The sequence below is a fragment of the Aquabacterium sp. genome (assembly GCF_014378415.1).
GTDB lineage: Bacteria > Pseudomonadota > Gammaproteobacteria > Burkholderiales > Burkholderiaceae_C > Aquabacterium.
This window is the reverse complement of sequence record NZ_JACMNS010000106.1, coordinates 19,310-36,922: the sequence shown is the minus strand read 5'-3', so window position 1 is coordinate 36,922 and position 17,613 is coordinate 19,310. Positions and strand designations below refer to the sequence as shown.

Here is a 17,613-nt window from a genome sequence, read left to right as displayed (position 1 = left end):
TGCCGTGAACAAAGTCTCTACGCCGCTGTTCATCTTCTGTCCTCCACATCAGGCCGCTACTATCGCATTACGCGGCATGTGTGCTGATGTCAAGTTCCACTCGAAACGGCATAGAGCCTGAAGTGTTGGCATAAATCTATCTTTTTATAAGTCACTGGCGATTTTTCACCAGCGCATGTTTATCGGAATTCGTTTGAATTTCTATTCCCCAGCTTCCTCATCCCACTTCCGCAGGAGAGCAAGCTTTTCAGCAATCTTTACTTCAAGTCCTCTTGGCACTGGCTGATACCAACCCGGTTCTTCTATGCCTTCAGGAAGATAGGTTTCACCAGCAGCATAGGCATTGGGTTCATCATGAGCATATCTGTACTCATGCCCATATCCCAGTTCCTTCATGAGCTTTGTTGGAGCATTGCGAAGATGAACAGGAACCTCCCGGCTCTTGTCCTGCTTCACGAATGCTTTAGCTTGGTTGTAGGCGTTGTAGCCAGCATTGCTTTTCGCAGCTATGGCCAGATAGATGACAGCTTGCCCCAGTGCCAATTCACCTTCAGGACTACCCAACCGCTCATAGGTCAAAGCAGCATCGTTAGCTATCTGCATGGCCCTTGGATCAGCAAGCCCAATGTCTTCCCAAGCCATGCGAACAATGCGCCGTGCCAGATACCTTGCATCAGCACCACCGTCCAACATTCTTGTCAGCCAATAAAGGGCAGCATCAGGATGGGAGCCACGCACGGATTTGTGCAAGGCTGAAATCTGGTCATAGAAGTTGTCCCCACCCTTGTCAAAGCGACGACTGTTCAGGGTCAAAGCATTCTGCAAGAAGTCAGCATTAATTGCCGTGATTCCAGAAGCTTCGGCTGCTGTACTGGTCTGCTCCAACAGGTTCAAGAACCTTCTTGCGTCCCCATCTGCATAGCCAATGATCGTGTCTCTAGCCAGGTCATCAAACTGAAGATGACCAATGGCAAGCTCTTGGGCACGAACAAGCAGCAGCTTCAGTTCTTCGTCTGTCAAAGACTTCAAGACATAGACCTGAGCCCGCGACAACAATGCTGAATTCACTTCAAAAGAAGGGTTCTCAGTGGTAGCACCAATGAAGGTGACTAGCCCACTTTCGGCATAGGGAAGAAGCGCATCTTGTTGGGACTTATTGAACCTGTGAATTTCGTCTACGAACAAGATCGTGTGCTTGCCCATAGAAAGGTTCTGTTGTGCCTGCTCCATAGCACCACGGATGTCTTTGACACCAGAGAACACCGCAGACAAGGCAATGAACTCGCACTTGAAGGCTGTAGCCGTGAGGCGTGCCAAAGTGGTCTTGCCAACACCCGGCGGCCCCCACAAGATCATGGAATGGGGTTTGCCTGACTGGAAGGCAAGTCTTAAAGGCTTACCTTCACCCAACAAGTGCGACTGTCCAACCACCTCGTCCAAGGTCTTTGGACGAAGTGCTTCAGCCAGTGGTGCGGCGGGCTCTTGTGCGAACAAATCAGCCATGCTTCACCCCCATTGAACAATGGGGGAGCACAAGGAATTGCACAAACGCCCTCCTAAGTTGTTGATTTATATAGGACTTGACAGCTTTGTTGAAGCGGTGCACCTCGTCCACGAAAACAATCGTGCGCAGGCCATTGCCCTGCGCCAACAGGGCTTTGTCCACCGCCTCGCGGATGTCCTTGACGCCGCCCAGCACGGCCGAAATGCTGATGAACTGGGCGTCAAACGCCTGGGCCATCAAGCGCGCCAGGGTGGTTTTGCCCACGCCCGGCGGCCCCCACAGGATCATGGAATGGGGCTGGCCTGATTCGAAAGCCATGCGCACGGGCTGGCCGGCGCCCAGCAGGTGATCCTGACCCACGACCTCGTCCAGGGTCTTGGGCCTCAGGCGTTCGGCCAGGGGCGCGGCCAGGGCGGCCTTGCTCGCTGCTGAATCGCGAGGCAAGTCCGGAGGATCCAATGGCAAAGACAGGCTTTCTTGCATGAAGGCATTGTCGCCGCAGCCGGTCATGGCCCTTGCATTGAGGGGTGCTCAAGCACTGATCTGCGATTGTGACTAGACAAGTCGGCCAGCCAATGACATAATACGGGTTGACCCGATAACTGCTCGCCTGGATTTTCAGGCAAAACAGCGACCCGAGTTTTCGTTCATCCCCTCTGACCTTTTCAAGCCGAGTTGCGCCGTCGGGTGCCAACTGATAGTCGTGTCTTGAGTCTCGGTTGGCGGCGATGCCGTCGCTTTCCAAACCGGCTCACCGTGGCACCTTGCGCTTTGGCTTTTCAGCCACCCGCCCTGTCACGCGATTCGGACACGAATCCACAGCGACCTCACCTGTTCCAGGTTGACCAACCCTTTCGTTGGCACCTGGTCGCAGCGCTTTTGCTTCTTGGCATTTGCCCGGAAGCGGCAGCGCTTTGTCCTGGCTTGAAAGAAAACAATGAATCAAGAATTTAATCCCTCCGCTGAGCCGTCGAAAATCGACGCCTTGGCCCGCGAACTCGACGTGGCCACCGACGATGTCGGCGCTGAAGAACAAACCGCGGTCGACACCTCCGGTGGCGTGCGCTTCTCGGACCTGGGTCTGGACGCCGTGCTGATCAAGGCCCTGACCGACTCCGGCTACACCCAGCCGACCTCCGTGCAGATCCAATCGATCCCCGTGGCCATGAACGGCGCTGACATCAAAGTCGCGGCCAGCACCGGCAGCGGCAAGACCGCCGCCTTCATGCTGCCCGCTCTGCAGCGGCTCATCAGCGCCCGCAACGATGGCAAGCGCCGTGAAAAGGGCACCGTCCATGGTCCCCGCATCCTGGTGCTGGCCCCTACCCGTGAACTGGCGATGCAAGTGGCCAAGGCCGCCTCGACCTATGGTCGCCACATGCAAGGCCTGCGCGTTGCCACCGTCGTTGGTGGTGTGCCTTACGCTGCCCAACTGAAGGCTCTGCGCGGTCCTCTGGATGTGCTGATCGCGACCCCTGGCCGCCTGATCGACCACCTGGGCACCGGCGTCTGCGTGCTGTCCAACCTGGAAGTGCTGGTCCTGGACGAAGCCGACCGCATGCTGGACATGGGCTTCATCGAAGACATCGAGCACATCGCTTCGCAAACACCTGCCGACCGTCAGACCCTGATGTTCAGCGCGACCTTCGCCGGTCACGTGGGCAAGCTGGCCGCGCGCCTGACCCGTCCTGATGCCCAAAGCATTGACGTGGCTTCGCACACCGACAGTCACGACAACATCGAACAGCGTCTGCACTACGCCGACCACTTCGCGCACAAGAACGACCTGCTGGACAGCCTGCTGACCCAGCGTGACGTCGACCAAGCTGTGATTTTCACCAGCACCCAGCGCGACGCCGACATCCTGGCCGACCGTTTGGCTGATCTGGGCCATGAAGTCGCCGCCCTGCACGGTGGCATGCCCCAAGGTCGCCGCACTCGCGTGCTGCAAGCCTTGCGTCAACGCCAGCTGAAGATCCTGGTCGCCACCGACGTGGCCGCCCGTGGCATCGACGTGCCCTCGATCACCCACGTGATCAACTACGGCATGCCCATGAAGCCAGAAGATTACGTTCACCGCATTGGCCGTACCGGTCGTGCTGGTCGCAGTGGTCTGGCCGTGACGATCGCTGAGCGCCGTGACATCCCCATGCTGCGCCGCATCGAGCGTTACACCACGCAGAACATCCCCGTGGCGACCATCGCCGGCCTGGAACCCAAGGCCCCGATGCAGTCCAGCGGCCCGATGCGCACTGGCAAGCCCATGCCCGGTCACCGTGGTCCCCGTGAAGGTGGCTTTGGTGGTGGCGGCCGTTCGTACGGCGCCCCGCGTGAAGGCGGCTTCGGCGGCGGTCAACGCGAAGGTGGTTTCGGTAGCGGCAACAGCAACGGCGGCGGTTATCAAAACCGTGGTCCGCGTCGTGATGGCCCTGCTGAAGGTGGCTACAACAGCCGCCCCAGCTTCGGCAGCGACCAACCGCGTGGCGATTTCCGCCCTGCCGGTGGTGACGACCGTCCTGCTTTCGGTGGCGGCCCCCGTGGCGACAGCAAGCCTTCGTTTGGCGCCAACAAGCCCTCTTTCGGTGCCAACAAGCCATCGTTTGGTGGCAAGCCTTCTTTCGGTGGCCCCAAGCCATCGTTCGGCGGCGGCAAGCCTTCCTTTGGCGGCCCGAAGCGCCAAGGTGGCGGCTTCAAGCGCGAAGACTGATCACTCAGTCAGACTGGACTGGCCTCAGGGCTGGTCCAGCACATCCGCCCCTGCCGGGGGCGTGAACTGAAAGCGGGTGGCCGGCAAGGTCACCCGTGATTCAAACTGGGCAAAGTCCAGTCTCGATCGTTGACCAAAGCCGTCCTCGATCACCAGCGCGGCCAACACGCCCGCTTTGAACCCGACCCGCACCGAACGGAACTGTCCGTCCTTGTCGCGTGGCACCGCTTCCACCCATTCCAGATTTGAATCCGCGCCTGATGCGGATGCCTTTGGCACGTCCTTCAGCGTGAAGTCCTTGTCCAGCGATCCGCCAGACAGCAGCGCCGCCGGCGTGCCGCCCAGGGCATTGCTCATGGGGCGCACGGTGACCTGGTTGAGATCCGCATCCCACAGCCACACCTTTTTCCCATCGCCCACGATCAATTGTTCGGTGGGCGTGGTGTAGTTGAAGCGGAAACGGTTGGGCCGCTGGAATTCCAGGCTGCCATTGGACTTGCGGGTCTTCTTGCCATCGGGCGAGGTGACCAGTTGGGTGAAACTTCCCCGGCCCGAGTTCACGTCCTTGACGAACGCGCGCAAGGTGGCCACGCCATCCGCGTGCGCCGTGTTGGCCAGAGAGGCGCTCAACGCCAGGGCCAGTGCACCGGGCTTCCAGGTGAATCGGTTGATCATCGTCGGTGTCGTCATTGATTTCATCGCCCTCAGGCGTCCCAGGGAGCGGCGGTTGCGCCACCATCGCCAGTGCGGTTGGGCACCAGCAGTTCGCGGTTGCCATTGGTGGCCATGTTGGACACCAGGCCGGATTTCTCCATTTGCTCCAGCAAACGGGCGGCCCGGTTGTAGCCGATGCGCAGGTGGCGCTGTACCAGCGAGATCGAGGCCTTGCGGTGCTGCAGCACGATGGCCACGGCCTGGTCGTACATCGGGTCGGACTCTGAATCGCCGCCAGCAGGCAGGCCATCGCTGCCCGCTTCGCCATCCAGCACGCCGCCTTCGAGGATGCCTTCGATGTAGTTGGGCGCCCCCTGCGACTTCAAATACTCGACGACTCGGTGCACCTCGTCATCACTCACAAAGGCGCCGTGCACGCGCACTGGCAAGCCGCTGCCTGATGACAGGTACAGCATGTCGCCCTGCCCCAGTAAGGCTTCGGCGCCCATCTGGTCCAGGATGGTCCGGCTGTCGATCTTGCTGCTGACCTGGAAGGAGATCCGCGTCGGGATGTTGGCCTTGATCAAACCCGTGATCACGTCGACGCTGGGGCGCTGAGTGGCCAGGATCAAATGCACGCCCGACGCCCGCGCCTTTTGCGCCAGGCGAGCAATCAACTCTTCAATCTTCTTGCCCACCACCATCATCAAGTCGGCCAACTCGTCGATGATGATCACGATGAAGGGCATGCGCTCTTGCGGCTCGGGCGACTCGGGTGTCAGACTGAAAGGGTTGGGCAGGTGCTCGCCTCGCGCCGCCGCCTCGTCGATCTTCTTGTTGTAGCCCGCCAGGTTGCGCACGCCCATCTTGCTCATGAGCTTGTAGCGGCGCTCCATCTCGCCCACAGCCCAGTTCAGCGCGTTGGACGCCTGCTTCATGTCGGTCACGACCGGGCACAGCAAATGAGGAATGCCTTCGTAGACGCTCATTTCCAGCATCTTCGGGTCGATCAGGATCAGGCGCACGTCGCGCGCTTCGGCCTTGTAGAGCAGGCTCAAAATCGTGGCGTTGATGCCCACCGATTTGCCCGAACCGGTCGTGCCAGCGACCAGACAGTGCGGCATCTTGGTCAGGTCGGCCACCACAGGCGCGCCGATGATGTCCTTGCCCAGGCCCACGGTCAGCATCGACTGCGCGTCGTTGTAGACCTGCGAGCCCAAAATTTCAGCCAGGCGGATCATCTGGCGCTTGGCGTTGGGCAATTCCAGCGCCATCAGGTTTTTGCCGGGGATGGTCTCGACCACGCGGATGGACACCAGCGACAGCGAACGCGCCAGGTCCTTGGCCAGGTTGACAACCTGCGAGCCCTTCACGCCCGTGGCCGGCTCGATCTCGTAGCGCGTGATGACCGGGCCAGGCGAAGCCGCGACCACTCGCACTTCGACGCCAAAGTCCTTCAGCTTCTTCTCGATCATGCGGGACGTCATTTCCAGCGTCTCGGGCGTGACCGTTTCCATGCGGCCTTGCGCAGCATCCAGCAGCGCAATCTGCGGCAGCTTGGTGTCAGCCATGTCAGAGAACAGTGGCTTTTGCTGCTCCTTGATGATCCGGTCGGACTTGGGCACCTCGACCATCGGCTTTTCGATCACCAATGGGATGGGCTCCAGGGGCTGCTCGTGGCGGATCTCTTCGGCCACGCGTTCACGTTCGATGGTGGCTTCTTCACCAATGCGCAGGTCGACCGCTTCTTCGCGCTTGGCTTCCCGGCGTTCGCGAAGCCGGTCGAACAGGCCGCCAATGCGCTCGGCGATGTCCAGCCACGAGAAATGCAGGGCCAGCGACAGGCCGGCGATCAGCAAGGCGATCCAGACCACGCCCGAACCATTGAAGCCCAGCCATTTGTGGCTGAAGTGGCCCAAGGTCATGCCCAGGATGCCGCCAGCGTGCTCTCCAGCCAAAGAGGCTTCATGGCGGTACAGGCGCGACCATTCGAGCGCGCAACTGGCTGACATCAGCAAAATGATGCCCAGCCAGAACAACCAGCGCGAGCGAGGCGACGCGTTGGCCGACTGGGCCAGTGGCACCGTGCCAGAAGGAATGAGCGACACCGCCGTGTCACGGCGCAACCAACGAGCGAGCGCGCTGAGCCATGCGCGCGCGCCCACGATCAGCCCCCACCAAGCCGATTGGCCGAACAGGAACAGGGCCACGTCAGAGGCGTAGGCGCCCAGATGCCCGCCCCAATTGGCAGCATCCTGGTTCAAACCGGAGGTGGTGAAAGCAGCGTCGAGCCGACTGTGGCTGGCCAGGGACATCAAGGCCAGCACCAGCAGCACACCGCCGATCAGCAAGCCTGCCTGGAAGCGGAAGGTGTTTTCGAGCGGGGGGCCAGGTGGTTCAGGCGCGACCACGACAGGGCTACGGTGCAGCCGACCCGTCACGCGCAGGGACGCAGAAGCATCCTGGCGTCGGTCGGATTTCGCGTCCGCAGACGCCTCATTGCGAAGTGAACCCAACGGAAAAGTCATGCCCGCATTGTGCGGGCATTTTCAAAGCGATGGAGCCTGTGGGATGGGCATCAAGCCGTGGCGACCAGGCGCTCCTTGAGCACCACGCTGCCGGTGTCCTGGGTTTCAATCAGGCCACGCTCTTCCAGGTCTTTCATGACGCGGCTGACCATTTCGCGCGACGCGCCCACGTGTTTGGCCAGATCCTGGCGCGACACCTTGCCGCGGATGACCCGGGCGCCGTCGTCATCGTCGGCCATGTCCAGCAGGGCTCGGGCCACACGGCCATAGACGTCCAGCAAAGCCAGGGATTCGATCTGGCGGTCGGCATTGCGCAGGCGCTGCACCAGGCCGCGCAAAATTGCGTAGGACAGGCTAGAGTTTTCGGGCAAGCAACGGGCAAAATCCGCACGTCCCAGCACCAGCACGTCGGTCTGCACTTCGGCGCGAACCGTGGCCGAATGCGGATCGTTGTCGATCATGCTCATCTCACCGAGGTAGTCGCCGGCTTCGAGCACGGCCAGGATGACTTCACGGCCCCGCTCGTCCGAGGCCACCACGCGGGCCCGGCCCGTCAGGAGAATGAACAAGGAGTTGGTCTTGCGACCCCGTTCGACGATGAGCTCGCCACGGCGATAGCGGCGCTTGACGACGCCTTCTGCAATGGCCTCGGCCTGTGCTGCGGTGAGCATCGAGAACAGCGGCACCCGCCGGATCAGGTCGAGATTGGACAGCATGGCCATGGAAAGCTCCTCATTGGATGAATTCGAGGTGAAACATTCACCTTATCTGGTGTGAGACAAATCACCAGTCCCTACAATTTTCGGCAGGACTCCAGGAATTTGTAGGAACTTTATCGATTGCAAACCCTAAGCCAAGCCCAAATATGAGGCTGGAAACCCGCACTGTTTGAACACCACAAGGAAAAACGATGTCCACCGTCCAACACAGCAACGTCCTGATCCTGGGATCGGGCCCCGCCGGCTACAGCGCCGCCATCTACGCCGCCCGCGCCAATTTGCACCCCACCCTGGTCACGGGCATGGCCCAGGGCGGGCAACTGATGACCACCACCGAAGTGGACAACTGGCCCGCCGACGTGCATGGCGTGCAAGGCCCCGAGCTGATGCAGCGCTTTCAGGAGCACGCCGAGCGCTTTCACACCAAGATGCTGTACGACCACATCAACGAGGTCGACCTGTCCAAGCGCCCCTTCACCCTCAAAGGTGATTCCGGCACCTACACCACCAACGCCTTGATCATCGCCACCGGAGCCTCGGCCCAGTACCTGGGGCTGCCTTCTGAAGAAGCCTTCATGGGACGCGGCGTGAGCGGCTGCGCCACCTGCGACGGCTTCTTTTACCGCGATGCGGTGGTCTGCGTGGTGGGCGGCGGCAACACCGCTGTTGAAGAAGCGCTTTACTTGTCGAACATTGCCAGCAAGGTACACCTGATCCACCGACGCGACAAGTTTCGCGCCGAGGCCATCCTGATCGACAAGGTTTACGAGAAGGTGGCAGCCGGCAAGATCGAGTTGCACCTGTTCAAGACCCTGGACGAAGTGCTGGGTGATCAAAGCGGCGTGACCGGCGTGCGCCTGAAAAGCACCCTGGACGAAACCACCACAGAGCTGGAACTCAAGGGCTGCTTCATCGCCATCGGCCACAAGCCCAACACCGAAATCTTCAAGGGCCAGCTGGAGATGAAGGATGGCTACATCCTGACCAAGAGCGGCAACAGCGGCATGGCCACCATGACAAGCGTGCCGGGCGTTTTTGCCGCTGGCGACGTGCAGGACCACATCTATCGCCAGGCCATCACCAGCGCCGGAACAGGTTGCATGGCGGCCCTGGATGCCCAGCGTTTCCTGGAGCAAGAGAGCTCTTGATGCGCTTGAGTTGGCAAGCCTCAAGTTTTTGGTTATAATCTTAGTCTTTGCAAAAATTCGTCCCGGTGTTCGGTGGCCAAGTCAAGTATTGGGTTCAGTACAGATTTGATCGCCGTCACCGGAAGGGTGATGTCCCAAGGGTTCAATTTTGAATCCTTGTTCTGATCACTGCTTCGTCACACAAAGCGCAGCGGCAACAAGCGCAATCACAGCGAACGGAGAAGCGTCATGGCACGCGTCTGTCAAGTCACGGGTAAGGGCCCGATGGTGGGAAACAATGTTTCTCACGCGAACAACAAAACCAAGCGTCGTTTTCTGCCTAATCTGCAGTACCGTCGTTTTTGGGTCGAGAGCGAAAACCGTTGGGTGCGTCTGCGCATCAGCACATCGGCTTTGCGCTTGATCGACAAAGTGGGCATCGACCAGGTCCTGACCGACCTGCGTGCCCGTGGCCAACTGTGATCCGGGAGCTGAATCATGGCATCTAAAGGCGGACGCGAAAAGATCAAGCTGGAATCCACTGCGGGTACCGGCCACTTTTACACCACGACCAAGAACAAGAAGACCACGCCCCAAAAGCTGGAATTCATGAAGTTCGACCCCAAGGCTCGCAAGCATGTGGCCTACAAAGAAATCAAGCTAAAGTAATTCAGCTTGGTTTCTTGTCGCAAGAACCCGCTCAGCGCAAGCTCAGCGGGTTTTTTCATGGCCGGACCAGGATTGGATTGGGCCGGCCTCTTGTGATGGACTTGCGTTGTGAGACGCGCATAAAAAAGCCCCGCAGTGCGGGGCTTTTGACATCTGGGGCAGGCGCCCTGCAGTGCGGCGCTTGTGGTGTCGATCAGGCGTGCGCGGCGCGCAACTTGCGCGAGAAGTCTTCCAGGGCGGCCACACCGCTGGCTTCGGCCCGCTGGCACCAGCCCTGCAATTCAACCACCAACTGCTCGGCAGACACATTGGTGCGTGTCCACAAGGCCCGTAACTCTTCACGCATCACGATCAACTTGTCCAGCTTGGGATGGGCTTCGCGGGCTTGTGAGATCTCGCTGCGCAGACCGTGTGGCACCTGGTCGTCATCCCGGTGCAGCCAATGCCGCACGCGCGCGAGTTTGTCGGCGGCAGCTTCTTGTCGGCTGGCTTTGAGTCGGGCCAACTCGACCGCGCAGGCCGCGCTGACTTCACGGGCATAACCGGCCATCAGCTCATAGCGGTGGGCCACGATGGCCTCTAACGTTTTGGCATCAGCCACTGGGCGAATGTCGCCCAGCGTCAGGCGGGGCGCGGTCTTGCGGACCTTGGCCAGGCGCAGTATTTCCAGGGCACGGATGTAACCCCAACCAATGTCGAACTCGTAACGCTTGACCGACATCTTGGCCGAGGTTGGGTAGGTGTGGTGGTTGTTGTGCAGCTCTTCGCCACCAATGATGATGCCCCAGGGCGAAATGTTGGTGGACGCGTCAGGCGCCTCAAAATTGCGGTAACCCCACCAGTGGCCCAGGCCGTTGATGATGCCGGCTGCCGTCACCGGGATCCACAGCATTTGCACAGCCCAGACGGTGATGCCAATGGCACCGAACAGGAACAGGTCCAGCAGCAACATCAGGATCACGCCCCAATTGGCTTTGCCGGTGTAGACAACCTTTTCCATCCAGTCGTTGGGCGTGTTGTGCCCGTATTTTTTCAGGGTTTCCTGATTTTCAGCCTCGGCGGCATACAACTCACGGCCACGCAGCAGCACCGTTTTGATGCCGTGAGCGACCGGGCTGTGAGGGTCTTCCTCGGTTTCGCATTTGGCATGATGCTTGCGGTGGATGGCCACCCATTCTTTCGTCACGATGCTGGTGGTCAGCCACAGCCAGAAACGGAAGAAATGCGAAGGGATTGGATGCAGCTCCAAGGCGCGGTGCGCTTGCGCACGATGCAGGAAGATCGTCACGGAAGCGATGGTGATGTGGGTCAATACCAGCGTGGCGACCAAAACTTGCCACCAACTGGCGTCCAGAACACCTTGTATCGACCATTGCACGAGCGTGTCGTGGACCGCACCCATGGACAGAAAATCAAACATTCAAAACCTTTCGAGCGGAACCAGCCATTGTAGGTGGCTCACAGTAGATGGCGCGCCCTCGTGTAGAAACAATAGGGGTTGCGGCGCTCACGAAGCAGCGTGACAACCCTTTGTGCGAGCCCAAGCCTTGCGGCTTTTTCCACAGCCACCCAGTTTGTTTGCAACGCACGCGGCTTGACGGCCAGAAAAACTGGCGCCGATGCGCTCAATTCCGATCAAGACAATCGGCAATTTGCGTGCTCAGCAGCTCCGCCAGGGCACGGCGGTCGGCATGGTCCACTGCCTGCAGGGGCATCACCGTCACTTGCACGGTCAGTTGCCGGGCGGTGATCACACCCCACAGGGATTGCCAAAGGGTGGTGTCGCCCACATAGGCCGCCGCAGGACTGATGTCGTGTGCCTCGTCGCTGTAGCGCAGGGCCAGTGGCTGGACCGGCTCTTTGGCATCAATGGCCGATTGCAGCATGTTGGCGTGGAAATGCAGGAGCTGGTGCCCATCGCCGGTGGTGCCTTCCGGAAAAACCGCCACGGTGTAGCCCTCTCGCAGGGCGTCGGACATCAAACCCAGCACGCGCATGGCATCGCGGCGGCGCTCGCGTTGCAGGTACAGGGCGCCGGCAGCGGTCACCATGTAGCCCACGACCGGCCACGCGGCCACTTCGGCTTTGGAGACGAAACGTGAGGGCACGACTGAGTTGATCGCCACGATGTCCAGCCACGACACGTGGTTGGACACCACCAACTTGGCGCCTGGGCGGGGATGCCCCCTCACGACCAAGGTGACGCCCAATGCTTTGAGCAATTGCTGCGACCAGCAGCGCACCGTCTCGTCACGTTCGCCAACAGGTCGATCCACGTAGCCGATACGGGCCAGCCACAAGCCGCGCACGATGTGCACGACGATGTTGAACAGGCGCCAGGGGCCGAGCACCCAGGTTGACCAGGCACGGCTCATGGGCGATGCCATGGCAAGGGCTTTGTCAGACACGGCTCAAGCAACTTCGTGAGCAACTTGTCCGGCCACCAGGGTCACGCGGACACGGCCTGGCAGGTCGGTGCCAGACACCTGGAAGGCGAAAGGCGTGTGCTTGCCCTGGCTGGTCAAAGCGCCGGACTCGGCTCGCCAGCGAACGCTGGGGTCGAAAATGCAGACATCGGCCACGCCGCCCTGCACCAGTCGCCCGGCGCTGGAGGACAACGAACCCAAAGCATCGCCCAAAACCTTGACGGGGCCGCAGGTGACGACCGACAAGGCTTGGCGCAAGCGCGCAGGGTTAGCGGGTTCGTCGTGGTCGGCGCCGGCCCATTTCAAGGCCAGGCTCAACAACAGCTCCAGGCCGGTGGCGCCGGGTTCCGCTTCGCCAAAAGGCAAGGTTTTTTCGTCTTCGCTGACGGGGGTGTGGTCGGAGACCAGGGCATCGAGCGTGCCATCGGCCAGCCCGGCCTGCAGGGCGGCGCGGTCGCGGCCCTGGCGCAGGGGCGGGTTCAGGCGCATGGCAGGGTTGAAGTAGCCGATGTCCACGTCGATCAGCAGCAGGGAGTTGATGCTGACGTCGGCGGTGATGGGCAGGTTTTGGGCCTTGGCCTGGCGGACCAGGTCGACGCCAGCAGCGCTGGAGATTCGGCACAGGTGAACCCGGGCGCCGGTGGCACGCACCAATTCGATGATGGTGTGCAGGGCGATGGTTTCTGCGATGGTCGGCACGCCGGACAATCCCAAGCGGGTGGCGACCGGGCCGCTGGCGGCCACGCCCTTGCCCAGCCAGGCGTCTTGGGGGCGCAGCCAGACGGTGTAGCCAAAGGTGGCGGCGTATTGCAGGGCACGTTGCAGCACCTGGGTGTCGCGCACGGGCACTTCGGCTTGCGAGAAGCCCACGCAGCCGGCCTCGTGCAGCTCGGCCATCTCAGTGAGGTTTTCGCCTTTCAGGCCACGCGTGAGCGCGCCCAAGGGGAACAGGCGGCAGCGGCTGAGCTTACGAGCACGGAACTTGAGCATCTCGACCAGGCCGGGCTCGTCCAGCGTCGGGTCGGTGTCAGGCAGGCAGACCACGCTGGTCACACCGCCAGCAGCGGCGGCGGCCAGCTCGGATTCGAGCATGCCTTCGTGTTCGTGGCCGGGTTCGCGCAGTCGCACGGCCAGGTCAACCAGGCCGGGGGCGACGATCAGGCCGGTGGCATCGATGGTGCGGTCGGGCGTGAAGTCAGGTTTGGCGTCGCCGAGGGCGGTGATGCGGCCGCCCATGATGGCCAAGTCGCCGATCTGATCGAGGCCGGAAGCGGGGTCGACCAGGCGGCCGTTCTTGATGAGGATTTTCATGCTTCGTTGCCGGCGATGATGGACATCACGGCCATGCGCACCGCGATGCCGAAAGTGACCTGGGGCAGGATGACGCTTTGCTTGCCATCGGCCACGGCGGAGTCGATCTCGACGCCGCGGTTGATGGGACCGGGGTGCATGACGATGGCGTCAGGCTTGGCGTGGGCCAGCTTTTCTTCGGTCAGGCCGAACTCTTTGAAGAACTCGCCGGCGCTGGGCAGCATGCCGCCCGACATGCGCTCGTTCTGCAGGCGCAGCATGATGATGACGTCAGCGTCCTTGATGCCTTCGACCATGTCGTGGCAGACGCGCACGCCCATCTCGCGAAGATCACCCGGCACCAGGGTACGGGGGCCAACCACGCGCACTTCGGGCACGCCCAGGGTGGTCAGCGCGTGGATGTTGGATCTGGCCACGCGCGAGTGCACGATGTCGCCCACGATGGCCACCGTGAGGTTGCTGAAGTCTTTTTTGTAGTGCCGGATGGTGAACATGTCCAGCAAGGCCTGCGTGGGGTGCGCGTGGCGGCCATCGCCGGCATTGACCACGTGCACGTGCGGGGCCACATGTTGGGCGATCAGGTAGGGCGCACCGGACTCAGCATGGCGCACCACGAACATGTCGGCGTGCATGGCGCTGAGGTTGGCGATGGTGTCGAGCAGGCTTTCGCCTTTCGAGGCCGATGAGCGCGCAATGTCCAGGTTGATCACGTCGGCGCTGAGGCGCTTGGCCGCGATCTCGAAGGTGGTGCGCGTGCGGGTGCTGTTCTCGAAGAACAGGTTGAACACGCTCTTGCCGCGCAGCAGCGGCACCTTCTTGACCTCGCGGTCGTTGACGCTCAAAAACGTCTCGGCCGTGTCCAGGATCTTGTGGATCACGGCCTTGGGCAGGCCTTCGGTGGACAGCAGGTGGATCAGCTCGCCGTGGCCGTTGAGCTGGGGATTGCGCTGGAGCTTGGCGGTCGTCATTCGACCCTCTCGAAATGGAACTGGAAACGTCCGTCGTCGGCGCGGACCAGGGACACGCGCTGGTCCGCCGGCAAGGTGATGCGGGCGGCGGACAGGGCGGGCTCGACGGGCAATTCGCGTCCGCCGCGATCAACCAGCACCGCCAGGGTGACGCTGGCGGGGCGGCCGAAATCGAACATCTCGTTGATGACGGCGCGGATGGTGCGGCCGGTGTAGAGCACGTCGTCGATCAGCAGGATATTCCGGCCTTCGACGGAGAACGGCAGGTGCGTGGCGTCGGTGGTGGCGGCCATCCCGCGCGAGCCGAAATCGTCACGGTGCAGGGCGGAAGAGATGACACCGTGAGGCTCGGTGCGGCCCAGATCCTGGCTCAGGCGCTCGGCCAGCCAGGCGCCGCCCGACCAGATGCCGACCAGTGCGGTATCGGGCGTGACGATGCGCCGCACGCCGGCCAGCAGATTGGCATAAAGCGCCTCGGCGTCCAGGTGCAGGGTGTGTTGCTGTTCGCTCACTCAGGCCTCCTCGGGGTGTTCGTTGAAAAACTGCTGCAGCAGGATGGCGGCGGAAGCGGCGTCAAGGTCACGGGCGCCATCGGCGTGGGCCTCGGTGGTGGAATAGCGCTCGTCCACCTCGTGCACCGGCAACTTGAAGCGCCCCTGCAACTGGCGGGCAAAGCGGCGCGCGCGCAGGGTGTTTTCGTGCTCGGCGCCGTCTGGGTGAAAAGGCACGCCGACCACCAGGGCATCTGGTTGCCATTCCTTGATCAGACCATCGATCTGGGCAAAGCGCGCATCGCCATCGGCCGCGATGGTGCGCAAGGGCTGAGCCTGACGCAGCAAAGTGTTACCGCTGGCCACACCCACCCGTTTGAGGCCGTAGTCAAAGGCCAGGTAGCTTTGAACGGCCACGCTCATCCGTGTCCGGCCTCGGAGGTGAGCATGCTGCGGTCGATGCCCAGCAGCGCGAGGGCCCTGTCGTAGCGCTCTTCCACCGGCGTGTCGAAGATGACGGAAGGCTCGGCGTTGACGTTGAGCCAGCCATTGCGGCCCAGTTCATCCTCCAGTTGTCCTGCGCCCCAGCCCGAGTAGCCCAGGGTGATGAACACGCGGCTGGGCCCTGCCCCGTTGGACAAGGCCTCCAGAACATCGCGCGAGGTGGTCATTTCCAGGCCGCCCGGGATCCTCAGGGTGGAGCTGTAATGGCCGCCCTCGGCGTCCAGGCTGTCGTGCAGGACGAAGCCACGCTCGGTTTGCACCGGACCGCCGAAGTAGACTGGCCGGTGCGCCAGGTCCTCGCGGTCCAGGCTGAGATCCACTTTTTCAAACAGATTTCGCAGATTAATGTCGATTGGACGGTTGATGACGAGGCCCAAAGCCCCGTTTTCAGTGTGTTCACAGAGGTATACAACCGCGCCCGCAAAGTTGCCATCGGTCATACCGGGCATGGCAATGAGGAACTGGTTGCTCAGATCGATAGAGGGTGCGCCTTCAGACATGCCATGATTTTAGACCCCACATGAACACCCAGTTTGATTCCGCCCTGGTTTGGTTCCGCCGTGATCTGCGCAGCACCGACCACGCCGCCCTGCATTACGCCTTGAAACAGGCCAGGCGCGTGTGGTGCGCGTTCGTGTTCGACACCGACATCCTGGACCCCCTGCCGCGCGCGGATCGCCGGGTGGTGTTCATCCGCGACAGCCTGGTCGAGCTGGACGAGGCCTTGCGCCAATTGGCCTTGGAGCGGGAGGCACCCCACGCTCAGGATGCGGGTTTGATCGTTTTGCACGGCAGCGCGCTCACGGAAATCCCCCGCCTGGCCCAGCAACTGGGGGTTCAGGCGGTGTTCGCCAACCACGATGACGAGCCGGCCGCCTTGGTGCGTGACGCCAAAGTGCGGGGCAAGCTGAGCGATGTGGGCGCGGCGCTGTTCACCTCCAAAGACCACGTGATTTTCGAACGCAACGAGATCCTGACCGGCAACGACACGCCCTACGGCGTCTTCACGCCCTACAAAAACAACTGGCTGAAGAAGATCGACGAGTTCTACGTCAAGGCCTACCCGGTGACGGCCCATGCCCAGCACCTGGCGGCCATTCCCGCCCACGTGGGGATGAAGGCGGCCGATGGCTCGCGCAGGCTCAGCCTGGGTGAGTTGGGCTTCGAGGCCACCGACACCTTGAAAGTGCCCACCGGCATGAGCGGCGCCCAAGCCTTGCTGGATGATTTTCTGGCGCGCATGGACCACTACCGCGACACCCGCGACTTTCCCGGCGTGAAGGGCCCCAGTTACCTGTCGACCCACCTGCGCTTTGGCACGGTGTCGATCCGCCTGCTGGCCAAACTGGCCTGGGACCGCAGCAAGGTCGGCTCCGTCGGTGCGCAGACCTGGCTGTCCGAGCTGATCTGGCGCGATTTTTACCACCAGGTCATGCACCACCACCCCCATGTGATCGGCCACAGCTTCAAGCGCGAGTACGACAAGATCAAATGGGTGAGCGGCGCCAAAGCTGAAGCGCGCTTTGCTGCCTGGTGCGGCGGGCGCACAGGCTATCCGCTGGTGGACGCCGCCATGCGCCAGATCAACCAGACCGGCTACATGCACAACCGCCTGCGCATGGTCGTGGCCAGCTTTTTGATCAAGGATTTGGGCATCGACTGGCGCTGGGGCGAGCGCTACTTTGCCGAGAAGCTGCTGGATTTTGACCTCGCCGCTAACAACGGCGGCTGGCAATGGGCCGCCTCATCAGGCTGCGATGCGCAACCCTATTTCCGCATCTTCAACCCCATCAACCAGAGCCAAAAGTTCGATGGCGCCGGCAAGTTCATCCGCCGCTACGTGCCCGAATTGGCCCACTTGAGCGACAAGGCCATCCACGCGCCCTGGCTGGGTGACCTGGGCGATGCCGTGGACTACCCTGCGCCGATCGTTCAGCACGACGAAGCCCGGGCAGAAACTTTGGAGCGCTACGCGGTGGTCAAAACCGGCGAGAAGCCACGCTGA

17 protein-coding genes are annotated in these 17,613 nt (G+C 61.6%); 5 read left to right on the top strand and 12 right to left on the bottom strand.

The genetic code is table 11. The features are described from left to right. Window positions 1-201: 201 nt before the first annotated feature. Together H7225_RS09730 and H7225_RS09725 are read right to left on the bottom strand one after the other, a co-directional pair. On the bottom strand, window positions 202-1,503 hold the full coding sequence (locus H7225_RS09730) for a replication-associated recombination protein A (protein ID WP_290661277.1): 1,302 nt from the start codon (window positions 1,501-1,503) through the stop codon (window positions 202-204). Continuing rightward, complete coding sequence (locus H7225_RS09725; protein WP_290661283.1) at window positions 1,496-1,987, bottom strand: AAA family ATPase; 492 nt, start codon at window positions 1,985-1,987, stop codon at window positions 1,496-1,498. Before H7225_RS09725 ends, H7225_RS09730 begins: the two co-directional genes overlap by 8 nt. A 454-nt stretch (window positions 1,988-2,441) precedes the next feature. On the opposite strand from H7225_RS09725, the gene H7225_RS09720 reads away from it, so the two are divergent. Then, window positions 2,442-4,211 (top strand): DEAD/DEAH box helicase, encoded by a 1,770-nt coding sequence (locus H7225_RS09720; protein ID WP_366481359.1) that lies wholly within the window; start codon window positions 2,442-2,444, stop codon window positions 4,209-4,211. A gap of 24 nt (window positions 4,212-4,235) precedes the next feature. On the opposite strand, the gene lolA is transcribed toward H7225_RS09720, so the two are convergent. From lolA to H7225_RS09705, 3 genes are read right to left on the bottom strand one after another with little or no spacing between them, the layout of a single operon-like run. Next, complete coding sequence (gene lolA / locus H7225_RS09715) at window positions 4,236-4,886, bottom strand: outer membrane lipoprotein chaperone LolA (protein ID WP_290661275.1); 651 nt, start codon at window positions 4,884-4,886, stop codon at window positions 4,236-4,238. 29 nt (window positions 4,887-4,915) lie between these two features. After that, complete coding sequence (locus tag H7225_RS09710; protein WP_290661274.1) at window positions 4,916-7,393, bottom strand: DNA translocase FtsK; 2,478 nt, start codon at window positions 7,391-7,393, stop codon at window positions 4,916-4,918. Between the two features lie 50 nt (window positions 7,394-7,443). Then, window positions 7,444-8,115 (bottom strand): Crp/Fnr family transcriptional regulator, encoded by a 672-nt coding sequence (locus tag H7225_RS09705; protein ID WP_290661272.1) that lies wholly within the window; start codon window positions 8,113-8,115, stop codon window positions 7,444-7,446. A gap of 188 nt (window positions 8,116-8,303) precedes the next feature. Here H7225_RS09705 and trxB point away from each other — a divergent pair, with 188 nt between their 5' ends. From trxB to rpmG, 3 genes are all read left to right on the top strand, one after another. Beyond that, entirely contained in the window at window positions 8,304-9,260 is a 957-nt protein-coding gene (gene trxB, locus H7225_RS09700; RefSeq protein ID WP_290661270.1) for a thioredoxin-disulfide reductase, read from the top strand. A gap of 228 nt (window positions 9,261-9,488) precedes the next feature. Next, window positions 9,489-9,722: a 50S ribosomal protein L28 gene (gene rpmB, locus H7225_RS09695; protein WP_230181975.1), complete on the top strand. Its 234-nt coding sequence runs from the start codon at window positions 9,489-9,491 to the stop codon at window positions 9,720-9,722. A gap of 15 nt (window positions 9,723-9,737) precedes the next feature. Beyond that, window positions 9,738-9,908, top strand: coding sequence for a 50S ribosomal protein L33 (rpmG, locus tag H7225_RS09690; protein WP_290661266.1), 171 nt, complete (start codon window positions 9,738-9,740; stop codon window positions 9,906-9,908). 193 nt (window positions 9,909-10,101) lie between these two features. Here the strand turns inward: rpmG and H7225_RS09685 are convergent, their stop codons facing one another. From H7225_RS09685 to H7225_RS09655, 7 genes are all read right to left on the bottom strand, one after another. Then, entirely contained in the window at window positions 10,102-11,328 is a 1,227-nt protein-coding gene (locus H7225_RS09685; RefSeq protein WP_290661264.1) for a fatty acid desaturase, read from the bottom strand. 205 nt (window positions 11,329-11,533) lie between these two features. Then, on the bottom strand, window positions 11,534-12,295 hold the full coding sequence (locus H7225_RS09680; protein ID WP_290661262.1) for a lysophospholipid acyltransferase family protein: 762 nt from the start codon (window positions 12,293-12,295) through the stop codon (window positions 11,534-11,536). Between the two features lie 24 nt (window positions 12,296-12,319). Then, entirely contained in the window at window positions 12,320-13,645 is a 1,326-nt protein-coding gene (locus tag H7225_RS09675; RefSeq protein WP_290661260.1) for a dihydroorotase, read from the bottom strand. After that, entirely contained in the window at window positions 13,642-14,613 is a 972-nt protein-coding gene (locus tag H7225_RS09670) for an aspartate carbamoyltransferase catalytic subunit (protein WP_290661258.1), read from the bottom strand. The genes H7225_RS09675 and H7225_RS09670 overlap by 4 nt, the downstream gene beginning before the upstream one ends. Further along, window positions 14,610-15,125: a bifunctional pyr operon transcriptional regulator/uracil phosphoribosyltransferase PyrR gene (gene pyrR, locus H7225_RS09665; protein ID WP_290661256.1), complete on the bottom strand. Its 516-nt coding sequence runs from the start codon at window positions 15,123-15,125 to the stop codon at window positions 14,610-14,612. Before pyrR ends, H7225_RS09670 begins: the two co-directional genes overlap by 4 nt. Further along, window positions 15,126-15,527 carry a Holliday junction resolvase RuvX gene (ruvX, locus tag H7225_RS09660; RefSeq protein WP_290661254.1) on the bottom strand — a complete coding sequence of 134 codons (402 nt, stop codon included), beginning with the start codon at window positions 15,525-15,527 and terminating at the stop codon, window positions 15,126-15,128. Beyond that, window positions 15,524-16,108, bottom strand: coding sequence for a YqgE/AlgH family protein (locus H7225_RS09655; RefSeq protein ID WP_290661252.1), 585 nt, complete (start codon window positions 16,106-16,108; stop codon window positions 15,524-15,526). The genes ruvX and H7225_RS09655 overlap by 4 nt, the downstream gene beginning before the upstream one ends. A 20-nt stretch (window positions 16,109-16,128) precedes the next feature. Here H7225_RS09655 and H7225_RS09650 point away from each other — a divergent pair, with 20 nt between their 5' ends. After that, window positions 16,129-17,613 carry a deoxyribodipyrimidine photo-lyase gene (locus H7225_RS09650; RefSeq protein WP_290661249.1) on the top strand — a complete coding sequence of 495 codons (1,485 nt, stop codon included), beginning with the start codon at window positions 16,129-16,131 and terminating at the stop codon, window positions 17,611-17,613.

Coding starts and splice junctions, on each gene's coding strand:
- H7225_RS09730 (WP_290661277.1), bottom strand. CDS start 1,503: ATGGCTGATTTGTTCGCACAAGAGCCCGCCGCACCACTGGCTGAAGCA.
- H7225_RS09725 (WP_290661283.1), bottom strand. CDS start 1,987: ATGCAAGAAAGCCTGTCTTTGCCATTGGATCCTCCGGACTTGCCTCGC.
- H7225_RS09720 (WP_366481359.1), top strand. CDS start 2,442: ATGAATCAAGAATTTAATCCCTCCGCTGAGCCGTCGAAAATCGACGCC.
- lolA (WP_290661275.1), bottom strand. CDS start 4,886: ATGATCAACCGATTCACCTGGAAGCCCGGTGCACTGGCCCTGGCGTTG.
- H7225_RS09710 (WP_290661274.1), bottom strand. CDS start 7,393: ATGACTTTTCCGTTGGGTTCACTTCGCAATGAGGCGTCTGCGGACGCG.
- H7225_RS09705 (WP_290661272.1), bottom strand. CDS start 8,115: ATGGCCATGCTGTCCAATCTCGACCTGATCCGGCGGGTGCCGCTGTTC.
- trxB (WP_290661270.1), top strand. CDS start 8,304: ATGTCCACCGTCCAACACAGCAACGTCCTGATCCTGGGATCGGGCCCC.
- rpmB (WP_230181975.1), top strand. CDS start 9,489: ATGGCACGCGTCTGTCAAGTCACGGGTAAGGGCCCGATGGTGGGAAAC.
- rpmG (WP_290661266.1), top strand. CDS start 9,738: ATGGCATCTAAAGGCGGACGCGAAAAGATCAAGCTGGAATCCACTGCG.
- H7225_RS09685 (WP_290661264.1), bottom strand. CDS start 11,328: ATGTTTGATTTTCTGTCCATGGGTGCGGTCCACGACACGCTCGTGCAA.
- H7225_RS09680 (WP_290661262.1), bottom strand. CDS start 12,295: ATGGCATCGCCCATGAGCCGTGCCTGGTCAACCTGGGTGCTCGGCCCC.
- H7225_RS09675 (WP_290661260.1), bottom strand. CDS start 13,645: ATGAAAATCCTCATCAAGAACGGCCGCCTGGTCGACCCCGCTTCCGGC.
- H7225_RS09670 (WP_290661258.1), bottom strand. CDS start 14,613: ATGACGACCGCCAAGCTCCAGCGCAATCCCCAGCTCAACGGCCACGGC.
- ruvX (WP_290661254.1), bottom strand. CDS start 15,527: ATGAGCGTGGCCGTTCAAAGCTACCTGGCCTTTGACTACGGCCTCAAA.
- H7225_RS09655 (WP_290661252.1), bottom strand. CDS start 16,108: ATGTCTGAAGGCGCACCCTCTATCGATCTGAGCAACCAGTTCCTCATT.
- H7225_RS09650 (WP_290661249.1), top strand. CDS start 16,129: ATGAACACCCAGTTTGATTCCGCCCTGGTTTGGTTCCGCCGTGATCTG.